At 57.4% G+C, this 24888-nt stretch carries 22 protein-coding genes and 1 tRNA gene; 19 read left to right on the top strand and 4 right to left on the bottom strand.

Translation table 11 applies throughout. The features are described 5' to 3' along the window. Both BN1189_RS10135 and BN1189_RS10140 read left to right on the top strand, forming a co-directional pair. On the top strand, positions 1 to 75 hold a 75-nt coding region (locus BN1189_RS10135), incomplete at its 5' end, for a YjcZ family sporulation protein (RefSeq protein ID WP_143242319.1). 12 nt (positions 76 to 87) lie between these two features. Then, positions 88 to 345, top strand: a complete 258-nt coding sequence (locus BN1189_RS10140) for a stage VI sporulation protein F (RefSeq protein ID WP_040227836.1) — start codon at positions 88 to 90, stop codon at positions 343 to 345. A gap of 46 nt (positions 346 to 391) precedes the next feature. On the opposite strand, the gene BN1189_RS10145 is transcribed toward BN1189_RS10140, so the two are convergent. The 3 genes from BN1189_RS10145 to BN1189_RS10155 form a co-directional block, all read right to left on the bottom strand. Continuing rightward, positions 392 to 862, bottom strand: coding sequence for a GNAT family N-acetyltransferase (locus BN1189_RS10145; protein ID WP_052455805.1), 471 nt, complete (start codon positions 860 to 862; stop codon positions 392 to 394). Positions 863 to 865: 3 nt separating this feature from the next. Then, a complete protein-coding gene (locus tag BN1189_RS10150; protein ID WP_040227837.1) occupies positions 866 to 1381 on the bottom strand; it encodes a 2'-5' RNA ligase family protein in 516 nt (171 codons plus the stop codon). A gap of 66 nt (positions 1382 to 1447) precedes the next feature. Beyond that, a complete protein-coding gene (locus BN1189_RS10155) occupies positions 1448 to 2170 on the bottom strand; it encodes an esterase family protein (RefSeq protein WP_257125413.1) in 723 nt (240 codons plus the stop codon). A 103-nt stretch (positions 2171 to 2273) separates the two neighbouring features. On the opposite strand from BN1189_RS10155, the gene BN1189_RS10160 reads away from it, so the two are divergent. The 7 genes from BN1189_RS10160 to BN1189_RS10185 all read left to right on the top strand — a co-directional run bounded on the left by BN1189_RS10160 (position 2274) and on the right by BN1189_RS10185 (position 7564). Further along, positions 2274 to 2858 (top strand): phosphatidylglycerophosphatase A family protein, encoded by a 585-nt coding sequence (locus BN1189_RS10160; RefSeq protein ID WP_040227838.1) that lies wholly within the window; start codon positions 2274 to 2276, stop codon positions 2856 to 2858. A gap of 94 nt (positions 2859 to 2952) precedes the next feature. Further along, positions 2953 to 3963: a TAXI family TRAP transporter solute-binding subunit gene (locus BN1189_RS10165; protein WP_040227839.1), complete on the top strand. Its 1011-nt coding sequence runs from the start codon at positions 2953 to 2955 to the stop codon at positions 3961 to 3963. A gap of 92 nt (positions 3964 to 4055) precedes the next feature. Continuing rightward, the gene (locus BN1189_RS10170) at positions 4056 to 4568 is read left to right on the top strand and encodes a DUF1850 domain-containing protein (RefSeq protein WP_040227840.1); all 513 of its coding nucleotides are present in this window, start codon (positions 4056 to 4058) and stop codon (positions 4566 to 4568) included. Further along, on the top strand, positions 4558 to 6573 hold the full coding sequence (locus BN1189_RS10175) for a TRAP transporter permease (RefSeq protein WP_052455807.1): 2016 nt from the start codon (positions 4558 to 4560) through the stop codon (positions 6571 to 6573). Before BN1189_RS10170 ends, BN1189_RS10175 begins: the two co-directional genes overlap by 11 nt. Positions 6574 to 6643: 70 nt before the next feature. After that, positions 6644 to 6814, top strand: coding sequence for a hypothetical protein (locus BN1189_RS16135; RefSeq protein WP_179860943.1), 171 nt, complete (start codon positions 6644 to 6646; stop codon positions 6812 to 6814). A gap of 33 nt (positions 6815 to 6847) precedes the next feature. Continuing rightward, a tRNA-Val gene (locus BN1189_RS10180) sits at positions 6848 to 6920 on the top strand. Positions 6921 to 7129: 209 nt separating this feature from the next. Continuing rightward, on the top strand, positions 7130 to 7564 hold the full coding sequence (locus BN1189_RS10185) for a hypothetical protein (RefSeq protein ID WP_040227842.1): 435 nt from the start codon (positions 7130 to 7132) through the stop codon (positions 7562 to 7564). 161 nt (positions 7565 to 7725) lie between these two features. On the opposite strand, the gene BN1189_RS16140 is transcribed toward BN1189_RS10185, so the two are convergent. Then, complete coding sequence (locus tag BN1189_RS16140; protein WP_179860944.1) at positions 7726 to 7869, bottom strand: hypothetical protein; 144 nt, start codon at positions 7867 to 7869, stop codon at positions 7726 to 7728. Positions 7870 to 8000: 131 nt separating this feature from the next. Between BN1189_RS16140 and BN1189_RS10190 the strand changes: the two genes are divergently transcribed. From BN1189_RS10190 to BN1189_RS10235, 10 genes are all read left to right on the top strand, one after another. Continuing rightward, positions 8001 to 8936: a Gfo/Idh/MocA family protein gene (locus tag BN1189_RS10190; protein WP_040227843.1), complete on the top strand. Its 936-nt coding sequence runs from the start codon at positions 8001 to 8003 to the stop codon at positions 8934 to 8936. 32 nt (positions 8937 to 8968) lie between these two features. After that, on the top strand, positions 8969 to 11077 hold the full coding sequence (locus BN1189_RS10195; RefSeq protein ID WP_082194232.1) for a catalase: 2109 nt from the start codon (positions 8969 to 8971) through the stop codon (positions 11075 to 11077). Positions 11078 to 11250: 173 nt separating this feature from the next. Then, entirely contained in the window at positions 11251 to 12639 is a 1389-nt protein-coding gene (locus BN1189_RS10200) for an aldehyde dehydrogenase (protein WP_040227848.1), read from the top strand. 78 nt (positions 12640 to 12717) lie between these two features. Further along, complete coding sequence (locus BN1189_RS10205) at positions 12718 to 13773, top strand: M42 family metallopeptidase (protein ID WP_040227851.1); 1056 nt, start codon at positions 12718 to 12720, stop codon at positions 13771 to 13773. A 4-nt stretch (positions 13774 to 13777) separates the two neighbouring features. Further along, a complete protein-coding gene (locus BN1189_RS10210) occupies positions 13778 to 15265 on the top strand; it encodes a UDP-N-acetylmuramoyl-L-alanyl-D-glutamate--2,6-diaminopimelate ligase (RefSeq protein ID WP_040227852.1) in 1488 nt (495 codons plus the stop codon). A gap of 113 nt (positions 15266 to 15378) precedes the next feature. Continuing rightward, on the top strand, positions 15379 to 16953 hold the full coding sequence (locus BN1189_RS10215; protein ID WP_040227853.1) for a peptide chain release factor 3: 1575 nt from the start codon (positions 15379 to 15381) through the stop codon (positions 16951 to 16953). A gap of 239 nt (positions 16954 to 17192) precedes the next feature. Next, positions 17193 to 20264 (top strand): efflux RND transporter permease subunit, encoded by a 3072-nt coding sequence (locus tag BN1189_RS10220; RefSeq protein WP_040227854.1) that lies wholly within the window; start codon positions 17193 to 17195, stop codon positions 20262 to 20264. A 209-nt stretch (positions 20265 to 20473) separates the two neighbouring features. Next, complete coding sequence (locus BN1189_RS10225) at positions 20474 to 21238, top strand: TerC family protein (RefSeq protein ID WP_040227857.1); 765 nt, start codon at positions 20474 to 20476, stop codon at positions 21236 to 21238. A gap of 462 nt (positions 21239 to 21700) precedes the next feature. Next, the gene (locus BN1189_RS10230; RefSeq protein WP_040227858.1) at positions 21701 to 23053 is read left to right on the top strand and encodes a TrkH family potassium uptake protein; all 1353 of its coding nucleotides are present in this window, start codon (positions 21701 to 21703) and stop codon (positions 23051 to 23053) included. 391 nt (positions 23054 to 23444) lie between these two features. Beyond that, positions 23445 to 24854 carry an ATP-binding protein gene (locus tag BN1189_RS10235; protein WP_040227860.1) on the top strand — a complete coding sequence of 470 codons (1410 nt, stop codon included), beginning with the start codon at positions 23445 to 23447 and terminating at the stop codon, positions 24852 to 24854. Positions 24855 to 24888: the final 34 nt, after the last annotated feature.

Below are 24888 nucleotides of genomic sequence, written 5' to 3' on the forward strand. Positions count from 1 at the left end.
GGCTCCATGTTCGTCCTCATCGTCATCCTGTTCATCCTGCTGATCATCGTCGGGAGAAGCTATTCCAATTGCTAAGGAGGAAAACGGATGAACGAGTCGCTTTTCCGGAAAATCGAAAATAAGACCGGTGTTGCGATGGATGAATTGTTCGCCCTTGCCAATGCGATCCAGCACGCCAACTTTCAGGATGAGCGGCAAGTAAGAAAAATCATCCGGAAGGTCGGCAGGCTGGCGAAGAAAGATGTATCCAAGCAGCTTGAAGACCAGATTGCCGAATCGATCATGAAAAGCGGGAGCTCCCTGAATGTCGGGGACATCCAGCGCATGATCGACAAAAAGGGCTGAATCAAAAAACTCGCAGAAGACTTTTCGTCTCCTGCGAGTTTTCTATTTACTGCTCCTCGGCTGTTGCGCGGTCGGCATGGCCGGCCGGTTCTAGCGACTTTTCCATCGCCCGGTGCGGGATGCCGGCGTCCAGGAACTCCGGCGACGTGACCGTATAGCCGATTTTCTTGTAAAAATCCTGCGCATGGGACTGGGCATTCAGCCGGATCTTGCTGAGGCCTGCACCGCGTGCATGTTCCTCGAGCATGACCATCATCCGCTGCCCCAGCCTCTGGCCCCGGTATTCGGGCAACACACACACCCGTTCCACCTTGCCCGTGCCTTCTCCGACATCCCGGATCCGGCCGGCGGCGATCGGCTGCTCGCCGTCATAGGCGATGAAGTGGACGGCCGTTTCATCCAGCTCATCCAGCTCGATATGGAGCGGCACTCTCTGCTCTTCGACGAAAACAGTGCGCCGGACGGCGAAGGCATCCTCCCGCTCCCGGTCGGTCGATGCCAGCTTCAGGCGGACCAACGCTTACTCATCTCCCGAAAGAGTGAAGGTTTCGTAGGCGGACCACATGCCGTTCTCGAGCTGGTAGAGAAGGTGGACGCGGTCGATCGTTTCGGTATGCTCCATCCCGGCCATCTTGATCTGCCCGATGATGTCATCGTGTTCGCCTGAAGACATCTTCTGTGCAATCGTGATGTGCGGCACATACTGATGCTTGGAATCTTCCTTGATGAAGTCGAGGTCGAGTGCCTCACGGAGTGCGAGGATCCCTTCGTTCGGCTCGACTTTATAGTAGATCGCGTTCGTGACCGGGGCGAATGTGCTCACCTTCGTCACATTCAGTTCAAACGGCTTGTGTTTCGCCGCGACTTTGAGGAGTTCATCCGATGCTTCCTTCATGGACTTATTCTCGATCTCGAAAGGTCCGAGAATCGTCATATGCGGCGGAATAAGCGCGTAGTGTGGATCATAGCGCTTCCGGTAGGCGTTGGCCTGATCCTGCAGTTCTCTTGATGGAAATGCGACGATGCCGTATTTCATGCGATAACCTCCCTGTGATGTTTTCACTATTAAGAATATCAGAAAGCGGCCGGATAGTGTACCCGATCACTTTCCGAAAGCGAACCGGATGGCCCGGTCCATGTCCTGTTGCCAATACTTCCAGGTGTGCTCTCCGCTAAATTCTTCATAGAACGAGGAAAACCCTTTTTTCTCGATCACTTTCCTCAATTCCCGGTTCGGCGTGAGGAAATCCCGGACGCCGTCAACAGTGGTTTTCACTTCAGTTTCGCCTGTTCCGATCACCTGGTAGATGTCGAAACAGGTCGGATCCGCAACATTTTCGACGGCCGCCAGCACCGAATCGTCCACGTACGGCGAGTGGCAGACGGCCTTCCCGAAAGTGTGCGGATATTTGCAGGCGGTCACGAGGGAGACGGTCGCGGCAAGGGAATCGCCGATGAGCGCCCGGCCGGCACCGACCTGGTATGTCGGAAATTCCGCATCGATGAACGGGACGAGCTCATGGGCGAGGAAACGGATGTAGTCGCTGTTCCGGTCCCCCTCTGGATGATACATCCGGCGGCGTTCGCTGACGCTTTTATACGGGACGCCGACGACGATGGTCCGGTCGATGGCATCCTCTTCCCGCAGCCGCTCAAGAAGCCGCGGAAGGCGTCCGAACTGGAAGTAGTCCTTGCCGTCGGAAGCGATCAGGACGGAATATTTGTAGAGCGGGGTATACTGTTCGGGCAGGTAGACGAGCAGTTCCATCTCTTCCCCGAGCGCCTTGCTGTATAAAGTCAATTCATTGATGCGTCCATTTTTCAAAATGAGGACCTCCTCGTAAATCATTGGCTGTATCCGAATTGTAGCACAACGGTCTGTATGGTTATAATGTGGGCATCCGTTCTTAAACGAAAGGGGAATCATCATGTTTGATAAAACAAAGGTCGTTCCATCCGATGTGGTCACGAAAGCAGCGAAGGAAGCACTTGAACGCCGCGGAGTCACGATAGAAGCGATCGCGAAGATCGTATATGAAATGCAGGCGCCGTACAACGACGGGCTGGAGCTGGCCCATTGCACGGAATCGGTCGAAAGCGTACTGAAAAAGCGGGAAGTCCAGCACGCGCTCCTCGTCGGCATCGAACTCGATGTGCTGGCCGAAAAGAACATGCTGTCCGAGCCGCTGCAGCAGATCGTCACATCCGATGAAGGCCTGTTCGGCGTCGATGAAACGATCGCGCTCGGTGCCGTCTTCACGTACGGCAGCATCGCCGTCACGACGTTCGGCCACCTCGACAAAAACAAAATCGGCGTGATCAATGACCTGGACACGAAAAAAGGGATCGGTGTGCATACGTTCCTGGATGACCTCGTCGCAAGTGTTGCCGCCTGTGCCTCGTCCCGGATTGCGCACCGGACCCGTGACCTGGAAGAGCAGGGTGAAACATTCCGGAGCATCCCGCCTGAAGAGACGGCGCCCGAAACGGACATCGACGGAGCCAAATACTGACTGTTTTCAAAAAACATTGACACTTGGGTGAATAGTCATGGTAGAATAGGAGGAAGCGTTTGCAAAACAATAGAGAAAAGGGGAGAATCAATCGATGAAAAAACGATTCCGCTTCCTCGCCATCCTTGGCATCCTGGCTCTCTTCGCATTGGCGGCCTGCGGCAGCAGCGGCGGCGACGACAACAATGCGGGCGGAGACACAGGCGGCGACGACAAAGGCAAAACTGAAAGCGAACCCAAGTTCCTCAGTATTCTGACAGGCGGAACGCAGGGGACTTACTACCCGCTCGGCGGTTCGTTTGCCGAGTTCATCACGGATGAAACCGGCATCAAGACGACGGCTGAGAGCTCCCAGGCATCCGCTGCCAACATGACCGCGCTTGCGGACGGCACGGCGGAGATCGCCTTCGTCCAGACGGACATCGCTTACTATGCGAACAAAGGCGAGCTCATGTTTGACGGAGATGCGATCGACACGGTCTCCGCGCTCGGATCGCTCTACCCGGAGACGATCCAGCTCGTTACAACCGAGAAATCCGGCATCAAGACATTTGACGACCTGAAGGGCAAGAAAGTATCCGTAGGGGCTCCGGGCTCCGGCACATACGCAAACGCCGAGCAGCTTCTCGAGATCCACGGACTTTCCCTCAAAGACGACATCAAGGCGCAGAACCTTGACTTCGGCGAATCCCAGGAAAGCCTTCAGTCCGGCCAGATCGATGCGGCATTCATCACTTCCGGAACGCCGACGGGCGCGGTTGAGGCCCTCAACGCGGTTGCAAAGGTCAACATCGTCCCTGTCGAAGACGACAAGGCCGATGAGCTGATCGAGAAGTACCCTTACTACGCGAAAGACACGATCGAAGAAGGCACATACGGACTCGAGCAGGATGTACCGACTGTTTCGGTCGGCGCGATGCTCGTCATCCAGAACGACCTTTCGGAAGACGTCGTCTACGACATCACGAAGGCGATCTACGAGAACACGGACAAGATCACACACGCCAAAGGCCAGCTCATCAGTGCAGAGAAGGGCCTTGACGGCATCGGGATTCCGGTCCACCCGGGCGCCCAGCGCTATTTTGATGAAGTAAACGGCAAGTGATCCAGCGCCGTCAACAGGAAGTGGAGCGATGAAGCCGTGCTTCGTCGCTTCATTTCTCTTTGTGCGGAGACTGAACCGGGAGGGGAGGCTCCATGCGGAAATTCGCTCTGGCGGCCGGTGCGGGCATTCTGCTCCTTTGTTTCCTGCTGCTGCCCGTCTTCACGGCGTTCACTTTCACGGAAACGAGGACGGAGCATCCGGCCGTCCACTACATACGCAAGACCGGCGAAGACCGGTTCGCCATCCGGTACACCCATTCCATCCATCTGACCGATGTGCTGGAATCGTACAGGGTGACCGGGGACGGACGGATCCGGCTTCTCCGGATGGAGTATGAAGACCTGGCGATCGGATTGCCGGGCCACGCCGAAGCGGGGGAGACATTCACCGAACGCGACGGCAAATACATCCTGGAATATGAAGACAAGACATTGGACTCGTTTAACTTGTTCGTGGCCGACATCGATGCGGATCTCGAATTCCGCTACGACGGCCGCAGACACGACTTGAAAAAAGAATTGGAGCGGGGAGCTTCTTATTTATTTGAAGTGAAGAGGCTGTCCCTGCTCGGCATGCTGAAAGGAGTGAACATGAATGGCGGATAACAAAGAGCCGGTGAAAGGACCGGGGGAGGGCCAGCTCTCCGAAGAAGAACAACAGGAACTGCTGAAGAAGTATGACCCGGAGGCCAACACCCGGGACCTCGGCGGCATCATGAAGAAAGTCGTGTTCTTCGGCCTGCTCGCCTTCTCGCTGTTCCAGCTGTATACGGCGATTTTCGGCCAGTACACGGCCTATATCCAGCGCTCCATCCACCTCGGATTTGCGCTCTCGCTCATTTTCCTGCTGTTCCCGTTCCGGAGGAAATCACCGAAGAAGGGCAAAGTGCCGTTTTATGACATGATCCTGGCGCTGCTGTCGGTGGGCGTCGGCCTGTATTGGCCGCTGAATTACGGAGACCTCGTTCTCCGGGTCGGCCGGATGACGGAACTGGATATGGTCGTCGCCATCATTGCCGTGCTGCTCACGCTTGAAGCTGCAAGGCGGGCGGTCGGCCTGCCGATCACCATCATCTCGGTCGCGTTTCTTGTGTATGCGTTCTTCGGCCCGTACTTCCCCGGATTCCTCGCACACCGGGGACAGGACCTGTCGGCGCTCAGTCAGCTGATGTTCTTTACGACGGACGGGATACTCGGAACGCCGATCAGCGTATCCGCCACGTTCATCTTCGTGTTCCTGCTGTTCGGGGCGTTCCTCGTCAAGACCGGCGTCGGCCAGTATTTCAATGACTTGGCCGTGGCGCTTGCAGGCAAGCTGACGGGCGGTCCGGCAAAGGTCGCCATCTTCTCGAGCGCGCTTCAGGGGACGATCTCGGGAAGCTCGGTCGCTAACGTCGTTACATCGGGATCCTACACGATCCCGATGATGAAAAAACTCGGCTACCGGCGGGAATTCGCGGGTGCGGTCGAAGCGGCTGCGTCCACCGGCGGCCAGCTCATGCCGCCGATCATGGGGGCCGCCGCGTTCCTCATGGTCGAGTTCATCGGCGGAATCACTTACTGGGAGATCGCTAAGGCGGCAGCCATCCCGGCGCTCCTGTACTTCGCCGGCATCTGGATCATGACCCATTTCGAAGCGAAGCGGATCGGCCTGTCCGGCCTGTCGGACGACGAAATGCCGGACCGGCGCGAAGTGTTCAAGAAAATTTACCTGCTTCTCCCGATCGTCGGGATCATCGTGTTCCTTCTGATCGGCATTCCGACGATGCAGGCGGCACTCTGGGGCATCGTCCTCACCGTCGTCGTCAGCGCATTCGACAAGGAGACCCGCCTCGGCTTCATGGACATGATCAACGCACTCGTCGACGGGGCGCGGACGGCCCTCGCCGTCGCTGCAGCGACCGCCTGTGCGGGGATCATCGTCGGGGTCGTCGTGAAGACCGGCCTCGGCCTCAGCCTGGCAAACGGCCTCATCTCCGCTTCCGGCGGCCACCTCATCCTGACCCTGTTCTTCACGATGCTGGCGGCCATCGTGCTCGGCATGGGCTCGCCAACAACGGCGAACTATGTCATCACGTCGACGATCGCCGCGCCGGCGGTCATCACGCTCCTCATGCTCGGTGAGCCGGCGGGCGCGGCCGTTCCGGTCGTCGTCGCGCTTTCTGCACACTTGTTCGTCTTCTACTTCGGTATCATCGCGGACATCACGCCGCCGGTCGCCCTCGCAGCGTTCGCGGCATCCGGCATTTCCGGCGGTGACCCGATCAAGACGGGCGTCAACGCGGCGAAGCTCGCGATTGCCGCGTTCATCATCCCGTATATGTTCGTCTACAACCCGGCCATGCTCATGATCGATGCGAGCATCCTGGAAATCGTCTGGGTGACCGCCACCGCCCTCGCCGGCATGCTCGCCATCGGAGCCGGATTCGTCGGCTTCTGGTACCGCAAGCTGAACTGGCTCGAGCGGCTCGGCGCCCTCGCAGCGGGCATCATGCTCATCTTCCCTGAGAACATGACCGACATCATCGGCATCGCTCTCTTCGTCATCCTGCTCGCCATCCAGTTGATGACCAAAAACAAAGGCGGCAAAGGAAAAGTGGCCACCGCCTGAATAGAGAAATCCCCGGCAGAGCAGAAGCTCTCCGGGGATTTTTTTCGTCAAAGGGGAGGAGAAGATCGAAGTGGAAGAGTTGGGTCGCGAAGTGGAAGAGTTGCATCGCGAAGTGGAAGAGTTGGGCCACGAGATGGAAGAGTTCAACATCGCCAGCAGGAAAATCGCACTCTCCAAAAACTTTTTTAAAATACCTGTTGACTTTATACCTGAAGCCCTTTATTATAGTAAATGTGCTTGAGAGAGAAACACGCCAAGCCAACATCCCAGATTTGATTCCGTAGCTCAGCTGGGAGAGCGCTACCTTGACAGGGTAGAGGTCGCTGGTTCGAGCCCAGTCGGAATCATCATAGAAACCCTTGATGTATAAGGGTTTGAGAAGAACGCCACTTCATTACGAGGTGGCGTTTTTGCTTTCTTGGGGAGAAGTTGGGGCAAATGGATTTAATACGGAATGATAATAGGCGGAGACCATTGGTGTGATAACCTCGCCACAGGAACCCCTTCATTGGAGGATCGATCAAGTCTGATATTATTAGAGAGAAAGAGTGATTAGATGGAAATTTTGCGTGCTTGGCAACCCATCACATCAATGAAGGGTCGCAGTCTCGGAGATTTAGGGTTCTTTGAAGTGATCACTCACTTTGATTACCTAAAGCTTAAGTTTAATGATATAGAAGGTAACAAATTTGAAGTGATTTATGATCAACCCATTTCTCCTGTCGAGTATTATGTATGGTCCTACAGATTCTCAACTGAATACGGAAGATTTGATTTAAATAGCTTGCAAGATGATTTGTCAGGAGTCATTGACGAGAATTCCTTGTATTTCTATAAGGTAGTGAACTCAGAATACATCAAGTGGTTTGATCGAAACCCTTTGATTAATAGTAAGACCCACCCTAAATTGGAACATCATCTCTACTTGAACGGCTCTCAGGTCTTTGAGGTTTTGTCAGAATACGAACCAAGGTTTTTGAAGATTTCATGATACCTCCTTTTTCTGGTTCTCTCCTATCCAAGGAAGAGAGCCCTTTTTAATTTTTTCAATGTAATAAGGACCGCATCCACTCCGGTTTTCCGTGAGGGTTGCGGTCCTTATGTATTGCCAAATCGCAGTTCGGCGGTCAGCGATTGTCGCTTGTTCAATCGTTATTGCTCCTGCGGGACGTTTTCTTGTTCTTCGGAGAAGTAGAGGAAGTTTTCCTGCTCCAGTTCAGCGAGCCGTTCCTTGTTGATCCCGAGTTCCAGGTTCCCTGTAAACATTTCATCCCACCAGTTTTCTTGTTTCATCATGACATTTCCTCCTTGATCTTTTCGTTGTTTGACTTCTATATACCCGTCGGTGTTACAATCCGAAACAGAGTTAGATGCAAAACAAGCCGGAAGACCTATATTTCTATTTATGAAGAGGAGCTGGTTTTCAGATGAACAAGACGACAATCGCTGTGATCGGTGCCGGAATCGTCGGCGAGCGCATTCTCCGCATGATTTCTGCACACCCTGAGGCTGAGGCTTCGGTCCTGTATGACGCGGATCCTGTCCGGCGCGATCAGATGAGCCGGGAGTTTTCAGTGCCGGCCGCAGGCTCCCTGGAGGAAGTGTTAGACCAAGCCCCGGATTGGGTGTACATCGGCACGCCGCCCCGCCATCATGCACCAATCGCGGAAGCGGCTTTTAAGGCGGGGCTTGATGTCCTTTGTGAAAAGCCGCTTGCCCATGATGCCGAGACGGCCGGCCGGATGGCGGAGGCTGCGCTTCGGCACGGCCGGCGGACCGCCATGCATTTTCCGCTTCTGTATGATCCGTCTGTGCGGATGCTGCTTTCTGAAGCAGGGAGCGGGAGCATCGGACAGATCAGGCGGATCGAACTGCAGGCTCATTTTCCGCAGTGGCCGCGGCCGTGGCAGCAGAACCCGTGGATCGGCACCCGTGAGCAGGGCGGGTTCATAAGAGAAGTGTTCCCGCATTTCCTTCAGATTATGAGCCGGCTCTCCGGAGGACTGCAAATTCTGTCGAAACGCACCGACTATCCGGAAGATCCCGGCCTGTCGGAAACGGGCGTCCTGGCGATCGGGCGGACGGAAGATGACATTCCGGTTCTCATCAACGGGCTGGCAGGCGCGGCTGCCGAAGAGCGGATCGAGTTTACCGTGTTCGGATCCGACGCGGTTCTGAAGCTCGTCAACTGGTCCGGCCTTTACCGGGCGGTTGGCGGCGGACCGTTCGAAAAAATCGAGCCGTCGGCAACGGTCCCGGGGCTGCTGGATGAACTGCTCCGGCTGAAGAGCGGGGAAGACGCCGAGGTCGTCCCGTTCAGCGAAGGGGCAATCATCCAGCGTTCCATTGATGCGCTCCTTTGATTGCCGAAGCGTGATCATAGAATAATGATTTCATGCGAGGCATATGGTCCCTTAGAAGTGAAGGAAGAGGTGACCGATTGGATCAGCACGAACACGGAAAGCCGTCCAGGCGTGACGAAAAAGACGAACAGCTTGAACCGCTCCGGGAGCAAAACACCGGTCCGGGAGAGAAAATGACGAGCGATTCAGGGTTCAAGGTGTCGAACGACCGCTGGACATTGAGGGCCGGCAAGCGCGGGCCGCTTTTATTGCACGATATCCATTTTTATAGGAAACAATCCCATTTCAACCGGGAGCGGATCCCCGAGAAAGTGGTGCACGCGAGAGGGTTCGGCCTATACGGGGAATTTGAACTGACGAAGTCGCTTAAACCATACACGGTGGCCAAATTCCTTCAGGAACCGGGGACCCGGACACCGGTGTTTTGCCGGTTTTCGAATTTCATCGGAAGCAAGGGGTCCAAGGACACGGCGGTGGATATCCGGGGATTTGCGGTGAAGTTCTATACGGAGGAAGGGAACTATGATTCGCTTTCGCTGCAGTTCCCGGTGTTCATTCTGGCGGATGCGATGAAGTTTGCGGATGTGACGCATGCCGTCAAGCCGAATCCGATCACGGACATCCCGCAGGCGACGGTCGCGCATGACCGGTTCTGGGACTACGTCGTGAGCAATCCGGAGTCGGCCCATATGGTGATGTGGCTCATGTCGATGAGAGGGCGGCCGAGAAGCTGGCGGATGATGGCCGGCTGGCCGATCAACACGTTCCGGCTGATCAACTCGGAGGGGCGTTCGACGTTCGTCCGGTTCACGTGGAAGCCGAGGCTCGGCGTCCATTCGCTGCTGCTGGATGAAGCGAACATCATCGGCGGCGTCGACCCGGACTTCCACCGCCGGGACATCGTCGAGGCGGTGCAAAAAGGGGCGTATCCGGAATACGATTTCGGCGTGCAGCTCATCGCCGAAGAAGATGAGCACCGGTTCGGATTTGATATATTGGACGACACGAAGCTCTGGCCGGAGGAAGTGGTCCCCGTTGAGATTGTCGGGAAGCTGACATTGAACCGGCTTGTGGACAATTTCTTTGCGGAAGAGGAACAGTCCTCCTTCGATCCGGCTTCGCTCGTGCCGGGCATCGACTTTACGAACGATCCGGTCCTTCAGGGGCGGTCGTTTGCCTACCGGGATACGGACTACCACCGGCTCGGCACCGGGAACATCAATGAAATTCCGGTCAACCGGCCGATCGTGGAAACGAACTATAACTTGAGGGACAGCTATTCGAAATACCGGATCGACACCGACTACGTCACTTACCATGAAAACACGCTTGCGGGCAACACGCCGGCGGAGACGCCGCCGGAAGAGGGCGGGTTCGTTCATTACCCCGAAAAGGTGGAGGGGCGGATCACGAGGGAACGTCCGGGCGAATCGTACTTCGACTACTTCTCCCAGGCAAGGCTCTTCTGGAACAGCCTGTCGCAAGTGGAGAAGCAGGATCTGACAGACACGTTCATCTACCATCTCGGGTACGCGAAATCCGAGGAGATCCGCCAGCTGAACGTGGAATTCTGGGCGAATGTCGACCGGGAGATGGCCTGCGTGATCGCCGATCATATCGGGGTCGACCGGCCGACCGGCACGCACGTTCCCGTGACGGAGAGCTCTCCCTCGATCAGCCAGGCGAACACCCCGCACTATGCGTATACGCAGAAAGTGGCCGTGCTGATCGGCGACGGCTTTGACGGCGGAGAAGTGAAGAGGACGCTGGATGCCCTTCGGCAGGCCGGCGTGTTCATCGATATCATCAGTGACCGGTTGGGCCATGTGACCGGATCGGACGGCATGAAACTAAAGGTTGAAGAGACGTTCACCACGAAATATCCGGTGCTGTACGACTCGTTCTACGTGGTCGGAGGGAACGCGCACAATCAGGTGCTGTTCGACCAGAGCGTCCGCGAGTTCGTCCACGATGCCTACAAGCGGTATAAGCCGATCGGCGTCGCGGCGGCAGGGCGGCCGTATATCGAGGCGGCCCCGGACAACAATCTGGCGGGCGTGGTGTTCGCTTCCGGCAATGCCGGTTTCCAGGAAGATTTCGTCGCCGCAATCGCCCAGCAACGGTTCTGGAACCGGACTTGATTTCCGGCTGAATGAAGCCCTGATCGACACTCTTCAGGAGGACGCACGGCACCGGGACTTCACGGTCCCAGTCCGGATGCGTCCTTTTCCATTGGGCGGAAACCGCCAACATTGGCATCCGGCCTGCGGATGATGTCATAATCAATAGTAAGAAGAGAGAAGGGGTGGGACTGATGGGATCCATTGAAAAGACGGCGGAACGGATTGCGGCGCATCAGAAACAGTTTTTCCGGTCGGGCAGGACGAAGCCGGCTTCATTTAGGAAAGAACGGCTGCTTGCCCTTCATGAAGCCATCCGGCAACGGGAACAGGCCATCCTGGATGCGCTCCGGGCGGACCTCGGCAAAAGTGCGTTTGAAGCGTATTCCACGGAAGTCGGTTTTGTCCTGTCGAGCATCCGGGACACCGTGTCGAAGCTCGACGGCTGGATGGAACCGGAGCCCCGCAAGACGCCGGTTTTCCTGCAGCCCGCAAAAAGCTTCGTCATCCGGGAACCGTGGGGGGCGGCGCTCATCATCGGGCCGTTCAACTACCCGTTCCAGCTGCTGATCGAGCCGCTCGCCGCGGCGATTGCAGGCGGCAACACGGCTGTCCTGAAGCCGTCGGAGACGACGCCGCGAACGGCTGCGGTCGTGCGGGAGCTGATCGCTTCGACGTTTGAGCCCGGGCATGTGGCGGTCGTCGAAGGCGGCAAGGAAGAGACGGCGGCTCTGCTGGCCGCGCCGTTTGACTTCATTTTCTTCACCGGCAGCGCAAAGGTCGGCCGGATTGTCATGAAAGCGGCCGCGGAACGGCTCGTGCCGGTCGTCCTCGAACTCGGCGGAAAAAGCCCGGCGATCGTCGACCAGACGGCGGATCTCCGGCTCGCGGCGGAACGCATCGCCTGGGGGAAATTCACGAATACGGGGCAGACGTGCGTGGCGCCCGACTTTCTGCTGGTCCATCATTCGGTGAAGGCTCGGTTCATGGAGGAGCTGGTCGCGGCAATCCGGCGCTTCTACGGCGACGATGCCCGGGAAAGTCCGGACTACGGCCGGATCGTCGATGCCCGGCAGTTTGACCGCCTGCGTGAAATGATCGATGCGGCGCGGCCGGCCGTCGTGCTCGGCGGGAGGATGAACCGGGACGAGCTGTTCATCGAGCCAACCCTCCTCGACAGCCCTCCGGAACAGAGCCCGGTCATGGAAGAGGAGATCTTCGGCCCGGTCCTTCCGGTGTACGGCTACGGCAGCCTGACCGGCACGGTGCGGAAACTCCGGGAGCAACCGAAGCCGCTCGCGGCGTATCTGTTCTCCGAAAACCGGCAGGCGATGGACTTCTTCCTGTCCGAGCTGCCGTTCGGGGGCGGCTGCATCAACGACACGATGTCGCACGTCGGCAACACCGATCTGCCGTTCGGCGGGGCGGGGCCGTCGGGCATCGGCAGCTATCACGGCAGGGAAGGGTTCGAGGCCTTCACGCATGCGAAGGGGATCCTGAAGCGCGGCACCGCGTTCCCCGTCCGCCTCGCGTATCCGCCGTACGGCAACCGGCTGAAACTCGTCCGCCGGTTCATGAAATGACCGGCGCTCCGTGACGACCGCCCGGTGAAGGCGTATAATGAAATAAGAATTTTTCCGATCTGGGAGGAACGAACTCATATGACGATACCATTCGATCTCGAACGATCCATCCGCATTCTCGATCAGCTCGTCCACACCCCGAGCCCGTCGGGATACACGATGGATGTGATGCGGAAAGTGGCCGGCATTCTCGAAGAAGCCGGGCTGGACATCCAAACAACAAACAAAGGCGCCGTAATCGCCTCGATCAAAGGCGAAGACGACAGCCGGCACCGGCTCATTACGGCTCATGTCGATACGCTCGGCGGCATCGTCAAGGAAGTGAAGCCGTCCGGCCGCCTGAAGCTCGATAAAATCGGCGGATTCAACTGGAACGCGGCCGAAGGGGAGTATTGCCTCGTCCACACTGCGGACGGGCGCAAGATCCGCGGCACGATCCTCATGCACCAGACGACCGTGCATGTGTACCGGGATGCCGGGACGGCGGAGCGGAGCAGCGACAACATCGAAGTCCGCCTCGATGAAAAAGTGATGAATGTGGAAGAGACCCGGAAGCTCGGCATCGAAGTGGGCGATTTTGTCTCTTTTGACCCGAGATTCGAGCGCACGGACAACGGGTTCATCAAATCCCGCCATCTCGACGACAAGGCGAGCACCGCGCTTCTCCTTGAACTGGCGGCGTCGATCGCCGGGTCGGGCGAGAAACTCCCGCACACCGTCCACTTCTACATTTCGAACAATGAAGAGATCGGGTTCGGCGGCAACGCGTCGGTTCCGGACGAGACGGTCGAGTACATCGCGTTCGACATGGGCGCGATCGGCGACGGCCAGTCGTCGGACGAGTACACGGTATCGATCTGCGTGAAAGATTCGAGCGGCCCGTATCACTACGGGCTCACCCGCCATCTGGCGGACCTGTGCAAGAGAGACGGGATCCCGCACAAACTGGACATCTATCCGTACTACGGTTCGGATGCCTCGGCCGCCATCCGGGCAGGCTATGATGTGAAGCATGCGCTCTTCGGCCCGGGGATCGAATCGTCCCATGCGCTTGAGCGCACCCACACGGAATCGATGGAAGCGGCGGCCCGGCTTCTCCGTGCCTACGTCATGTCGCCGCTCTCGGAGGATTGATCATATGGAAACGAAAAAACTGCTTGAACAGCTGCCCGTCCGGAAAGTGACCGGCACCATCCCTGCGGAAGTGACCGACCTGGCCGTCGATTCCCGGGCGGTCCAGCCGGGAGGGGCATTCCTCTGCGTCAAAGGCTACACGGTCGACGGCCATGAATTTGCAGGGCAGGCGCTGAAGGCAGGTGCCCGCCTGATCATCGCGGAACGCCCGGTCGACATCGATCCGGAAAAGGCCGCGCTCGTCCTCGTCGACGACACTGCACGCGCCGAAGGGCTTCTCGCCGCGGCGTTCTTCGGCCATCCTTCCCGCTCGATCCGAATGATCGGCGTCACGGGAACGAACGGCAAGACGAGCGTGACCGGCATCATCCACGGCATCCTCCGGTCGGCCGGCCGGAAGTCCGCCGCTTCGGGGACGATCGGATTTGACCTGGACGGGACACTCTATGAGTCGGCCAACACGACGAACGACGCCGTCACGACGCAGCGGATGATCCGTCAGGCCGTCTTGGAAGGGTGCGACACGATGACGATGGAAGTGTCCTCGCACGGGCTCGTCGAAGGGCGGATGTCCGGCACCGATTTCGACATCGCCGTATTCACGAACCTGACGCACGACCATCTCGACTTCCACGGCACGATGGAGCATTACGGCTATGCAAAGGGGCTGCTGTTCGCCCAGCTCGGACAAGATGTCTCCCGCCGGAAAGCCGCCGTGCTCAATGCGGATGATCCGTGGTCGGAGCGCTACCGGCAGATGACCCCGTTCCCGGTCTACAGCTACGGGCTGTCTGAAGAAGCGATGTTCCGGGCGTCGGATATCCGCCTCGGGGCCGGCTCGACCTCGTTCCTCATGGAGACGCCGGAAGGCCGGGAAGAAGTCCGGATGAACCTGCTCGGCGAATTCAACGTGTCGAACGCGCTGGCCGCAACCGCGGCGCTTTACGCGTCGGGCATGCCGCTCGGAGAAATCCTGGACGGCCTCCGGTCGCTCCAGCCTGTGAAGGGCCGGATGGAGAAAGTCGAGACGGATTTGCCGGTCACGATGTATGTGGACTACGCCCATACGCCGGACGCGATTGAAAAGGCGATCGCCACCGTGCTTCCGTACAAGACGAACAAACTGATTTTCCTGATCGGGACGGGGGGCAACCGGGACCGTTCGAAGCGGCCGACGATGGCCGAAAAGGCATCGGTCGCGGACTATGTCGTCCTGACGACCGATGACCCGCGGGACGAGCCGTACGACTCGATCACTTCGGAGCTCGCCGCCGGGATGACGCATGACGGATTTGCGTGCATCGGCGACCGGGAAGAGGCGGTCCGGCACGCCGTGTCGGTCGCCGAAGAAGGGGACATCATCATCTTCGCCGGCAAAGGGCACGAAGATTTCCAGATCATCGGCCGGACGAAATATCCGCACAGCGACGCCGAGATCGCACTCGACGAAGCCGAGCGCAAATTCGGCCGCAAAGCAGGAGTGCACGACTGACGGGACGGCCGGAAAGGGGACTCCTTTCCGGCCTCTTCCGTTGATCATGCTTGATTTCCCCGCCCATCGTCTCTATGATGAGAAAAGCTGAAAACATGAGGAGAAATGGAAAAATGGATCAACAACTGAAAAACGAAATCGCCTCGAGGCGCACGTTCGCGATCATCTCGCACCCGGATGCCGGGAAGACGACGATCACCGAAAAGCTGCTCCTGTTCGGAGGCGCCATCCGGGATGCCGGGACGGTCAAAGGGAAAAAATCCGGCAAATTCGCGACATCCGACTGGATGGAAATCGAAAAGCAGCGCGGCATCTCCGTCACCAGCTCGGTGCTGCAGTTCGACTATGACGGAAAACGGGTCAACATCCTCGACACGCCGGGCCACGAAGACTTCAGTGAAGACACGTACCGGACGCTCATGGCGGTCGACTCGGCGGTCATGATGATCGACTCCGCCAAAGGGATCGAACCCCAGACGATCAAGCTGTTCAAAGTGTGCCGGATGCGCGGGATCCCGATCTTCACTTTCATGAACAAGATGGACCGCATGGGGAAAGAGCCTCTCGAATTGATGGAAGAACTCGAGGAAGTGCTCGGGATCGAGTCCTACGCGATGAACTGGCCGATCGGCATGGGGAAAGAATTCATGGGCATCTACGACCGGCATAACCGCCGCGTGGAACTCGCCCGCCCTGATGGGGACAAGCGGTTCCTCGAAGTCGGCGAAGACGGCGACCTTGCCGAATCTCACCCGATTCAGGAGACTTCCTATTACGAGCAGGCGCTCGGGGACGTTCTCCTGCTCGACGAAGCGGGCAACGACTTTGACCGGGAGCGGGTGGAGAAGGGCGAACTCACGCCGGTCTTCTTCGGTTCGGCCTTGACGAACTTCGGCGTTCAGACTTTCCTTGAGACGTACCTCCAGTTCGCTCCGCCGCCGCAGCCGAGGAAAACGTCCGGCGACGAGGAAGTGGATCCGTTCGATGATGAATTCACCGGATTCATCTTCAAGATCCAGGCGAACATGAACCCGGCCCACCGTGACCGGATCGCCTTCGTCCGCATCGTCTCGGGCGAATTCGACCGGGGCATGCAGGTGACCGTCCCGAGGATTCCGAAGACGTTCAAAGTGAGCCAGTCGACGCAGTTCCTCGCGGACGACCGGGAAACCGTCAATATGGCCGTCGCCGGCGACATCATCGGCTTGTACGACACCGGGAACTACCAGATCGGCGACACGATCACCGGCGGCAAAGGAAGGTTCGCGTTCGAGGCACTGCCGCAGTTCACCCCGGAACTGTTCGTCAAAGTAACGCCAAAAAACGTCATGAAGTCAAAACACTTCCACAAGGGCATCCTCCAGCTTGTCCAGGAAGGCGCCATCCAATACTACAAGACGCTTCATACAGAGGAAGTCATCCTTGGGGCGGTCGGACAGCTCCAGTTCGAAGTGTTCGAACACCGGATGAAAAACGAGTACAACTCCGAAGTGAACATGGAGCACATCGGCTCGAAGGTCGCCCGCTGGATCGAAAACGAAGGCGACGTCAAAGAATCGATGACCGGCCCGCGCAGCATGCTCGTGAAAGACCGCCACGACCGGCTTGTCTTCCTGTTCGAGAACGACTTCGCCCTCCGCTGGTTCCAGGACAAGTACCCGGACATCAAATTGTATAGCCTGCTTTAAGCCAGACCGGTCCCGGCGCTGCACGAATCGTGCGGTGCCGGGGCTTTTTTGTGTTTGATTGGGGGGCGGCCGTCTTTTTGGGCGAACCGTCCGCATCCGGCCTTGGACGGTCCGGGTTTTATTTCGCAATAAAAAGAAGAGACTGGCGGTTTTTGGAGTGCCGCCGTCTCTCCGCCGTTGATGGAACCGTGTCGGATTAGGTATGATGGGAGTATGCTTTTGGAAGTGGGGTCAGTCCAATGAAAATCAGTGAATTCTCCATCAGGCGTCCGGTCTTCACGATCGTCACGATGCTCCTTGTCCTCATACTCGGGGTTGTGTCGTTCATGAAGATCCCCCTGACGCTCATCCCGGAGCTGAATCCGCCGGTCGCGGTCGTCGTGACGAACTATCCGGGGGCGGGCCCGGAAGAAGTGAGTGAAAAGGTCACCAAGCCGCTTGAGAACAGCTTGTCGACGCTGCCGGGGCTGAAGCGGATCCAGTCGATGTCGCAGGAAGGGGCGAACCTGCTGTTCCTGGAGTTCGACTGGTCCACGGAAATCGATGATGTCCAGATGGATGTGCTGCAGAGCATCGATCAGACCCAGATTCCCGATGACGCCGCCAAGCCGCAGTTCCTGAAGTTCGACCCGTCCCAGTTCCCGGTCATCCAGCTGTCGCTACGTGCCGATGAAAAATCCGGCGATATTCGGGGTATTGCGGAACGGCTGGAAAAGGAATTGAGGCGGACCGAGGGCGTGGCGAGCGTCACGGTGTCTGCGTCGCTGATCGACGACATTGCCGTCACGCTGGATCCCGACAAACTGCAGGAGCATGGACTCGCCCAGGCCGACGTCGTGCAGGCGATGCGCGCGAACAATATTTCACTGCCCGGTGAGCCGGTCAACACAGAGGAAGGGCAGCGCCTCACCACCCGTGTGATGAGCACGCTCACCTCGATCGATGAAATACGCGATCTTGTTCTCACCGTCGACCCGCTGGACGGCAGCGAAGTGAAAGTGGGCGATGTGGCGGAAGTGGCATCGGCCAAGAACGAGGAGATGACGACCCGGACGGACGATGAGCCGTCCGTCATCATGTCCGTCCTGCAGGAATCCGGCGCCAATACGGCGGATGTCTCGAAGTCGTTCAAAGACTCGCTGGACAAGCTGCTGAAAAAGGATGAGTTCAAGGATGTCCGGGCCGATATCCTGTTTGATCAGGGAGATTATATCCGTCTCGCCATCGGCAATATCGGACAGTCGCTCATCCTCGGCGGAATCTTCGCGATGATTGTCCTGTTCCTGTTCCTGAAGACGGTTAAGAGCCCGGCGATCATCGGCGTGGCCATTCCGTATTCGGTCATCGTCACGTTCGTCCTCATGTATTTTGCGGATTTCGCACTCAACATCCTGACGCTCGGGGCACTCGCGCTCGGCATCGGGATGCTCGTGGACAACGCGATCGTCGTCATCGAGAACATCGAACGGCATCTCGCGCTCGGCAAGAGGCCGCGCCAGGCGGCGATCGACGGGACGAAGGAAGTCGGCGGCGCCATCACGGCATCGACTTTGACGACAATCGCCGTGTTCGTGCCGGTCATCTTCATTTCCGGACTGATCGGGAGGATCTTCACCGAATTTGCGATGACGATCTCCTTCAGCCTGATCGCCTCGCTCGTCGTGGCGCTCACGGTCATTCCGATGATGGCATCCCGGATGCTCGATAAGCCGCGTCACAACCTCGAAGCGAGGCGCAGGCGGTCCAAGACATACCGGAACTTCGAACGGTCGGTCGTCTGGTCGCTCCGCCACCGCAAAACGGTGCTCGGCCTGACAGTGTTCCTGCTTGCCGCAGGGTTGCTCGGGCTCTGGCGCGTCGGCACGGAATTCCTTCCGGCGACCGACGAAGGGTTCGTCAGCATCGCGGTCAACCTGCCGGACGAGGCCTCACTTGAGGCGACCGACCGGGTGATCCGCAAGATCGAGGACCGGCTCCGAGATGAAAAGGATGTCGATGTCTACGTGAGCCTGACGGGCGGCACCCAGCAGGGGCTCGCCCAGGGGACGGGGGAGGCGGACAAGGGAGAGCTGTATGTGAAGCTCAAGCCGCTGAAGGAACGTTCCCGGTCGGTGTTTGAATTCGTCGATGAGGTGCAGCCGGACGTGAAAGAGGCGGTCGGGGACGAGGCGGAAGTGACGTTCAACCTGCAGACGGCCGCCGGCTCCACTCCGAACACCCTGACCTTCACGATGACGGATATCGACAGCGCCCGTCTCGACAAGGCGGCGGATTCGATGATGGCAGAACTTCCGAAGATCAAGGGCGTCACGGAAGTGTCCAACGACCTCGTGGAATCCGTGGAGGAAATCAAGATCACGGTCAACCGGGAAGCGGCCGCCTCCAACGGCATGGCTCCCGCCCAGATCGCCGACACGGTCAATAACATGACACGCGGAGTCCTCGCCACACAGGTCGTAGAAGAGGAAGGCGACGTCCGTACGGTCCGAGTCGCACTCGGCGGGGATTCAAGCAAGAGTCTCGACGGTCTGAAGGCGATGAAGCTCCGTACGCCGTCCGGCTCGTTCATCCCGCTGGAACAGCTCGCCGACATCGAAATCGCCGAAGGGCCGGCTGCCATACGTCGGGTCGACCAGGCGGATGCCGTCCGCTTCACCGTTCATTACGGATCGGCCTATTCCCTCGGCGAAATGACGAAGCAGGTGAATCAGAAAATGGCCGATGCGGATATTTCAGACGAAACGGCCGTCACATTCGGAGGGGACCGGGAACTGTTTGAAAATGCGATCCCGGATATGCTGCTGGCAGTCATATTGGCGGTTGTCCTCGTGTATATTGTGATGGCGGCCCAGTTCGAATCATTCAAGTATCCGCTCGTCATCATGTTCACCGTCCCGCTCATGATCATCGGGGTTTCGATTGCACTGTTCGTGACGAATTCCCCGATCAGCGTGTCGGCGATCATCGGCATCCTCATCCTTGTCGGGATCGTCGTCAACAACGGAATCGTCCTCGTCGATTACATCAACCAGCGGAAAGCCCAGGGCATGCCGTCTGCCGAAGCGATCATCGTTTCGGTGAAGGACCGCGCCCGACCGATTCTCATGACCGCGCTGACGACCATCCTCGGCCTTCTGCCCCTGGCGCTCGGTATCGGGGAGGGCACGGAGATCAACCAGCCGATGGGAATCGCCGTAATCGGCGGGCTGATCAGCTCCACTGCGCTGACGCTGTTCGTCGTTCCGGTCATCTACAGCCTGTTTGATCCGGAAACGCGAAAAAAAATCAGGACATCCGAACGGGATTCGTGATATAATGACCACAACGGAAAACTGAATCATCTTTGACATTGTGTCAAAGGGGAGTAGCTATAGGGAAACCTATTTCATAATCGTCATTACATGGCTTCGGCCATCGGTTATGATAGAGCCGCCTCGCATGAGAAGCGGCGCTTAGCGAGACCTTTGCCCGCTTTTTGGGCAGAGGTCTTTTTGTTTTCCTAAAAGTGGGAGGGAATCGAATGGAATCAATTTTACTGGAATATGGATGGGTGCTTATCGTGCTCGTCGTCCTGGAGGGACTGCTCGCTGCGGACAACGCAGTCGTCATGGCCGTGATGGTCAAGCACCTGCCGCCCGCGCAGCGGAAGAAGGCGCTGTTCTACGGACTGCTCGGTGCGTTCGTCTTCCGGTTCGCCGCCTTGTTCATGATCACCATCCTCGTGGACATCTGGCAGATCCAGGCGATCGGCGCCGCGTATCTTCTGTTCATCTCGGCGAAGAACTTGTACGACTTGAAAAAACATAAAAATGACGGCGCTGAACACGTCAAAGCGCCGAAGAAACAGTCCGGTTTCTGGATGACCGTCGTGAAAGTCGAACTGGCGGACATTGCGTTTGCCATCGACTCGATGCTCGCGGCGGTCGCCATCGCCGTCACTTTGCCGGAACTCGGCGATTTCCACATCGGGGGCATCAACGGCGGCCAGTTCTCCGTCATGTTCCTCGGAGGGGTGATCGGCCTGATCATCATGCGGTTCGCCGCGACGTGGTTCGTCCGGCTGCTCGATAAATATCCGGCACTGGAGAGCGCCGCATTCGCCATCGTCGGCTGGGTGGGGGTCAAGCTCGTCGTCCTGACGCTCGGACACGAGGACCTCGCGATCATCGACCCGTCCTTCCCGCACTCGACAATCTGGAAAACAATCTTCTGGTCCGTCCTTCTCCTCATCGCAGTGCTCGGCGTCGTGATCGGCATCCGCAACAACCGCAAAGAGACGGCCTGACGGTGTAACGGATCCCTTTGGCTGACGGATTTGCGAGATGTTAATTATATAAGTTGAGATAAATAATCTTCATCCCGTCGATTTCCGTTGCAGGCGGACGCTTTCCGTGGGCACGGCTTCAGCCTCCTCGTCACTTCGCTCCTGCGGGGTCTTCAGCTCGTGCTGTTCCCACTGGAGTCGCCGCCTTCCACTCCAATCGGCCAGAATAATGAATGCACAGAATTTAATTTCAACTTATATAGCTAAGGTGAGACGTTAATTAGCTGAAGCGAGACGTTAATTAGCCAAGGCGAAACGTTAATTATCCAAGGCGAAACGTTCATGATCCCTCAAGCAGCTTTATAAAGAATCGGCAACGGACGCCCGGGCGTTTTCCGTTGCCGCTTTCTTTTTTCGGGAAGTTTCTTTAGAATGGGGGATATTCTTCATCATCGGTCCATCTTGAAAGGATCTGGGAAAGACATGCATCTTAAACAACGCCTTAAATTTCAGCGGATGACGCCGGCGAGAGTGATTGTCGTTTATTACTTTATCGCGATTACGGTATCGGCCATCCTGCTGAATCTGCCGGGGGTCCATCGTCCGGGGGTTCATATCAGCTTCATGGACAGCTTGTTCACCGCAGTCAGTGCGGTGAGCGTGACCGGTCTTTCGGTCATCGATGTCGGATCGACCTATACAACATTCGGCCTAATTATGTTCATGGTCGTCCTGCATTTCGGCGGGATCGGCGTCATGTCGATCGGCACATTTTTCTGGTTGATCGTCAGGCGGAAAATCGGTCTCAGGGAGCGGCAGCTCATCATGGTCGACCACAACCAGTACAGCATGGCGGGTGCGGTGAAGCTCATCCGGGAGATCATGAAGATCATGATTCTGATCGAACTGATCGGCGGAAGCGTACTGACGCTCTACTTCACGAAGTTTTATGATTCGTTCAGCGAAGCCCTGCTGCATGGCATGTTCCACGCCGTCACCTCGACGACGAATGCCGGATTTACAATCCAGTCGGATTCGCTTCATTTCTACTTCAATGACTACTTCGTGCAGTTGATCACGATGGCGCTTATCATCCTCGGGGCGATCGGTTTTCCTGTCCTCATCGAGGTGAAGCGGTTCCTTTCAAGCAAGGAGCCGGCGTTCAGGTTTTCCTTGTTCGCCAAGATCACGTCGGCGACGTTCGGCATCCTGTTGCTAGTCGGAGCCGGGATTGTCCTGTTGCTGGAGGCATTCCATGGCTTCAGGGGAATGGCGTGGCATGAAGCGATCTTCGCTGCCTTGTTCCATTCGGTTTCAGCCCGTTCGGCCGGGTTGACGACGATGGACATCACCCAGTTCAGTGAAGCGACCGATATATTCATCAGTGCGCTCATGTTCATCGGGGCCTCTCCGAGTTCGGTCGGGGGCGGAATCCGGACGACGACCTTCGCGATCGCCATTCTGTTCCTCATCAGTTTCGCAAGGGGCAAGAGCGTCATTCAGATATTCGGAAGAGAAATTGAGCTGGTCGATGTCTTCCGCTCGTATGCGGTCATTCTGATCGCCATCCTGATGGTGCTGGCGGCGACGATGATCATGACGATCACCGAGCAGGGCGTGCCGGCAACCGCCCTCCTGTTTGAAATCACTTCGGCGTTCGGTACGTGCGGCATGTCGCTCGGCATCACCCCCGACCTGAGCGGGATCGGAAAAGTCGTCCTCATGTTCCTCATGTTCGTCGGACGCGTCGGGCTCATCTCCTTCCTGTTCACACTCGGCGGAAAGCCTCAGAAACTGAACTATCACTATCCGAAAGAACGGGTCATCATTGGCTGATCCGCCGCAGAAGATCCGGAGATGATCATCTCTCCGGGTCTTTTTGCCGTTCCGGGAAGCCGGTTCGGTCTGTTTGCCCAAGCAGGATGCCCGGCTCCTTAGCGCAAATTTTTTTCTTCGGGACGAAAGTTGCAGCGAACGGCGGTTCTATCGCATTTTTATCCCAATCCATCCGGTTTCCGGGCGAATGCGTTCAGATGTTCGCCTTGACCTGTTGTCGGCAAAATGAGTAAATAGGCTTATACCAAGATAACCCCGGACATGAAACAATCATAATAATCGATCTATTTAAATTACTTCTTGCACAGCCAGGTTCATGTCCAGCCGACCGCATTCATAGAGTGGGATTAAAACCGAGGAAGGGCCGGTGTAAGCATTGCCGCTTAAATCGATGTTGGAAACATTTGAGTTTTTATTTGAGGATACTGATGACGCCATTATCATGGTCAGGCAGGACGGCGAATGCCTGAGAGCCAATTCCTCCGCGGCAGCCCTGTTCGACATTTCTCCAGGGGGGAAGGTCGACGGTCTCTTCCCGGCCGTCGAACGAGGGCTCTGGGTTCAGTTTCTTGCCTCGGTCAAGCCCGGCAAAAAAGTCACTTCCCTGTTCAGCCTGAGCCTCGGGGAAGGGGGACGGCTGTCGGGTGTGGAAGCCACCGGGTCTTATTTCCGCCAGAACAACTCGGTCATCGTCAGATTCCGGCCTGCCAAGAGAGGTCAGCCCGCCAGGCGGGCTGCAGGATATTCGGGGATTTTCCGCCATGCGCTGAACTGTTTCATCCTCATCGACAGGGAAGGGATGATCCGAGACGCCAATAACCGGACAGGCTTCTTCTTCGGGTTGCCGCCCGAATCCGTCATCGGCCGGGAATCGCGGGAATTCTTCCGCGGGCTGTTCAATGACACAGAAAGCGAACGGTATGCCGATTCGCTTCTTCGGCTGGGCAAGACAGAGATGAAGCATAAGTATGTGGCGGAAGACGGCGAGAAGCGCTACTATCACTTTTACACGATCTTCGACGAGGACTCGGACACGTATGTCATGACCGTCCGCGACGACACGGAAAAAGTGGAGATGAAGCGTCAGATGGAACGGAGCGGCAATCTGTCGGCGCTCGGCCAGCTGGCGGCCAGCATTGCGCATGAAATGAAGAATGGCATGACGTCCATCCGGGGGTTCACCGAACTCATGAAGCTTTCCGCGGATGAGAAGGCGATGAGCTATATCCAGGTGATCGACAGCGAGATGGGGCGGATGGAGTCGCTCATGAAAGAGTTCCTGATGCTGTCCAAGCCGACGGGCAAGGAAGACGTCCCGTTTCCGCTGTTCCGGTGCATGTGCGAAGTGGCCGTCATCATGGAGCCCCAGAGCATGCAGCGGGGGATGACCATCTACAAAGACAACCATATCGGAAAAGAAGTGACGGTCACCGGCAATCCGCAGCGGATGAAACAGTCGCTCATCAACCTGGTGAAAAACGCGATCGAGGCTTCCGAACCGGGAACCCGCCTCATGCTGTCGATCGAAAACTATGATGACCGGCATGTTCTCATGGTCGTGAGTGACGAGGGCAAAGGAATGTCCGAACTGCAGTTGAAGCAGGTGTTCATGCCGTTTTTCACGACAAAGAGGGAAGGCACCGGCCTCGGGCTGCCATTCGCGTTGGAGACGGCCGAATTGATGGGCGGGCATCTATTCGTCAAATCGGTTCCCGGAAAAGGGACGAGGATCGAAATGCTGCTGCCGACCGTCCCGGAAAAGGAAGTGGCAGCAAAAGTCGGAACCGGCGTCTGCCGTTGAGGCCCGGCCGTTTTGACATCACTCTTCCCCCGCT

This window comes from Bhargavaea cecembensis (assembly GCF_000826125.2).
Taxonomy (GTDB): Bacteria; Bacillota; Bacilli; order Bacillales_A; family Planococcaceae; genus Bhargavaea; species Bhargavaea cecembensis_B.

Coding starts and splice junctions, on each gene's coding strand:
- BN1189_RS10140 (WP_040227836.1), top strand. CDS start 88: ATGAACGAGTCGCTTTTCCGGAAAATCGAAAATAAGACCGGTGTTGCG.
- BN1189_RS10150 (WP_040227837.1), bottom strand. CDS start 1,381: ATGAAATACGGCATCGTCGCATTTCCATCAAGAGAACTGCAGGATCAG.
- BN1189_RS10160 (WP_040227838.1), top strand. CDS start 2,274: ATGTTTGATAAAACAAAGGTCGTTCCATCCGATGTGGTCACGAAAGCA.
- BN1189_RS10165 (WP_040227839.1), top strand. CDS start 2,953: ATGAAAAAACGATTCCGCTTCCTCGCCATCCTTGGCATCCTGGCTCTC.
- BN1189_RS10170 (WP_040227840.1), top strand. CDS start 4,056: ATGCGGAAATTCGCTCTGGCGGCCGGTGCGGGCATTCTGCTCCTTTGT.
- BN1189_RS10175 (WP_052455807.1), top strand. CDS start 4,558: ATGGCGGATAACAAAGAGCCGGTGAAAGGACCGGGGGAGGGCCAGCTC.
- BN1189_RS10185 (WP_040227842.1), top strand. CDS start 7,130: ATGGAAATTTTGCGTGCTTGGCAACCCATCACATCAATGAAGGGTCGC.
- BN1189_RS16140 (WP_179860944.1), bottom strand. CDS start 7,869: ATGATGAAACAAGAAAACTGGTGGGATGAAATGTTTACAGGGAACCTG.
- BN1189_RS10190 (WP_040227843.1), top strand. CDS start 8,001: ATGAACAAGACGACAATCGCTGTGATCGGTGCCGGAATCGTCGGCGAG.
- BN1189_RS10195 (WP_082194232.1), top strand. CDS start 8,969: ATGCGAGGCATATGGTCCCTTAGAAGTGAAGGAAGAGGTGACCGATTG.
- BN1189_RS10200 (WP_040227848.1), top strand. CDS start 11,251: ATGGGATCCATTGAAAAGACGGCGGAACGGATTGCGGCGCATCAGAAA.
- BN1189_RS10205 (WP_040227851.1), top strand. CDS start 12,718: ATGACGATACCATTCGATCTCGAACGATCCATCCGCATTCTCGATCAG.
- BN1189_RS10210 (WP_040227852.1), top strand. CDS start 13,778: ATGGAAACGAAAAAACTGCTTGAACAGCTGCCCGTCCGGAAAGTGACC.
- BN1189_RS10215 (WP_040227853.1), top strand. CDS start 15,379: ATGGATCAACAACTGAAAAACGAAATCGCCTCGAGGCGCACGTTCGCG.
- BN1189_RS10220 (WP_040227854.1), top strand. CDS start 17,193: ATGAAAATCAGTGAATTCTCCATCAGGCGTCCGGTCTTCACGATCGTC.
- BN1189_RS10225 (WP_040227857.1), top strand. CDS start 20,474: ATGGAATCAATTTTACTGGAATATGGATGGGTGCTTATCGTGCTCGTC.
- BN1189_RS10230 (WP_040227858.1), top strand. CDS start 21,701: ATGCATCTTAAACAACGCCTTAAATTTCAGCGGATGACGCCGGCGAGA.
- BN1189_RS10235 (WP_040227860.1), top strand. CDS start 23,445: ATGTTGGAAACATTTGAGTTTTTATTTGAGGATACTGATGACGCCATT.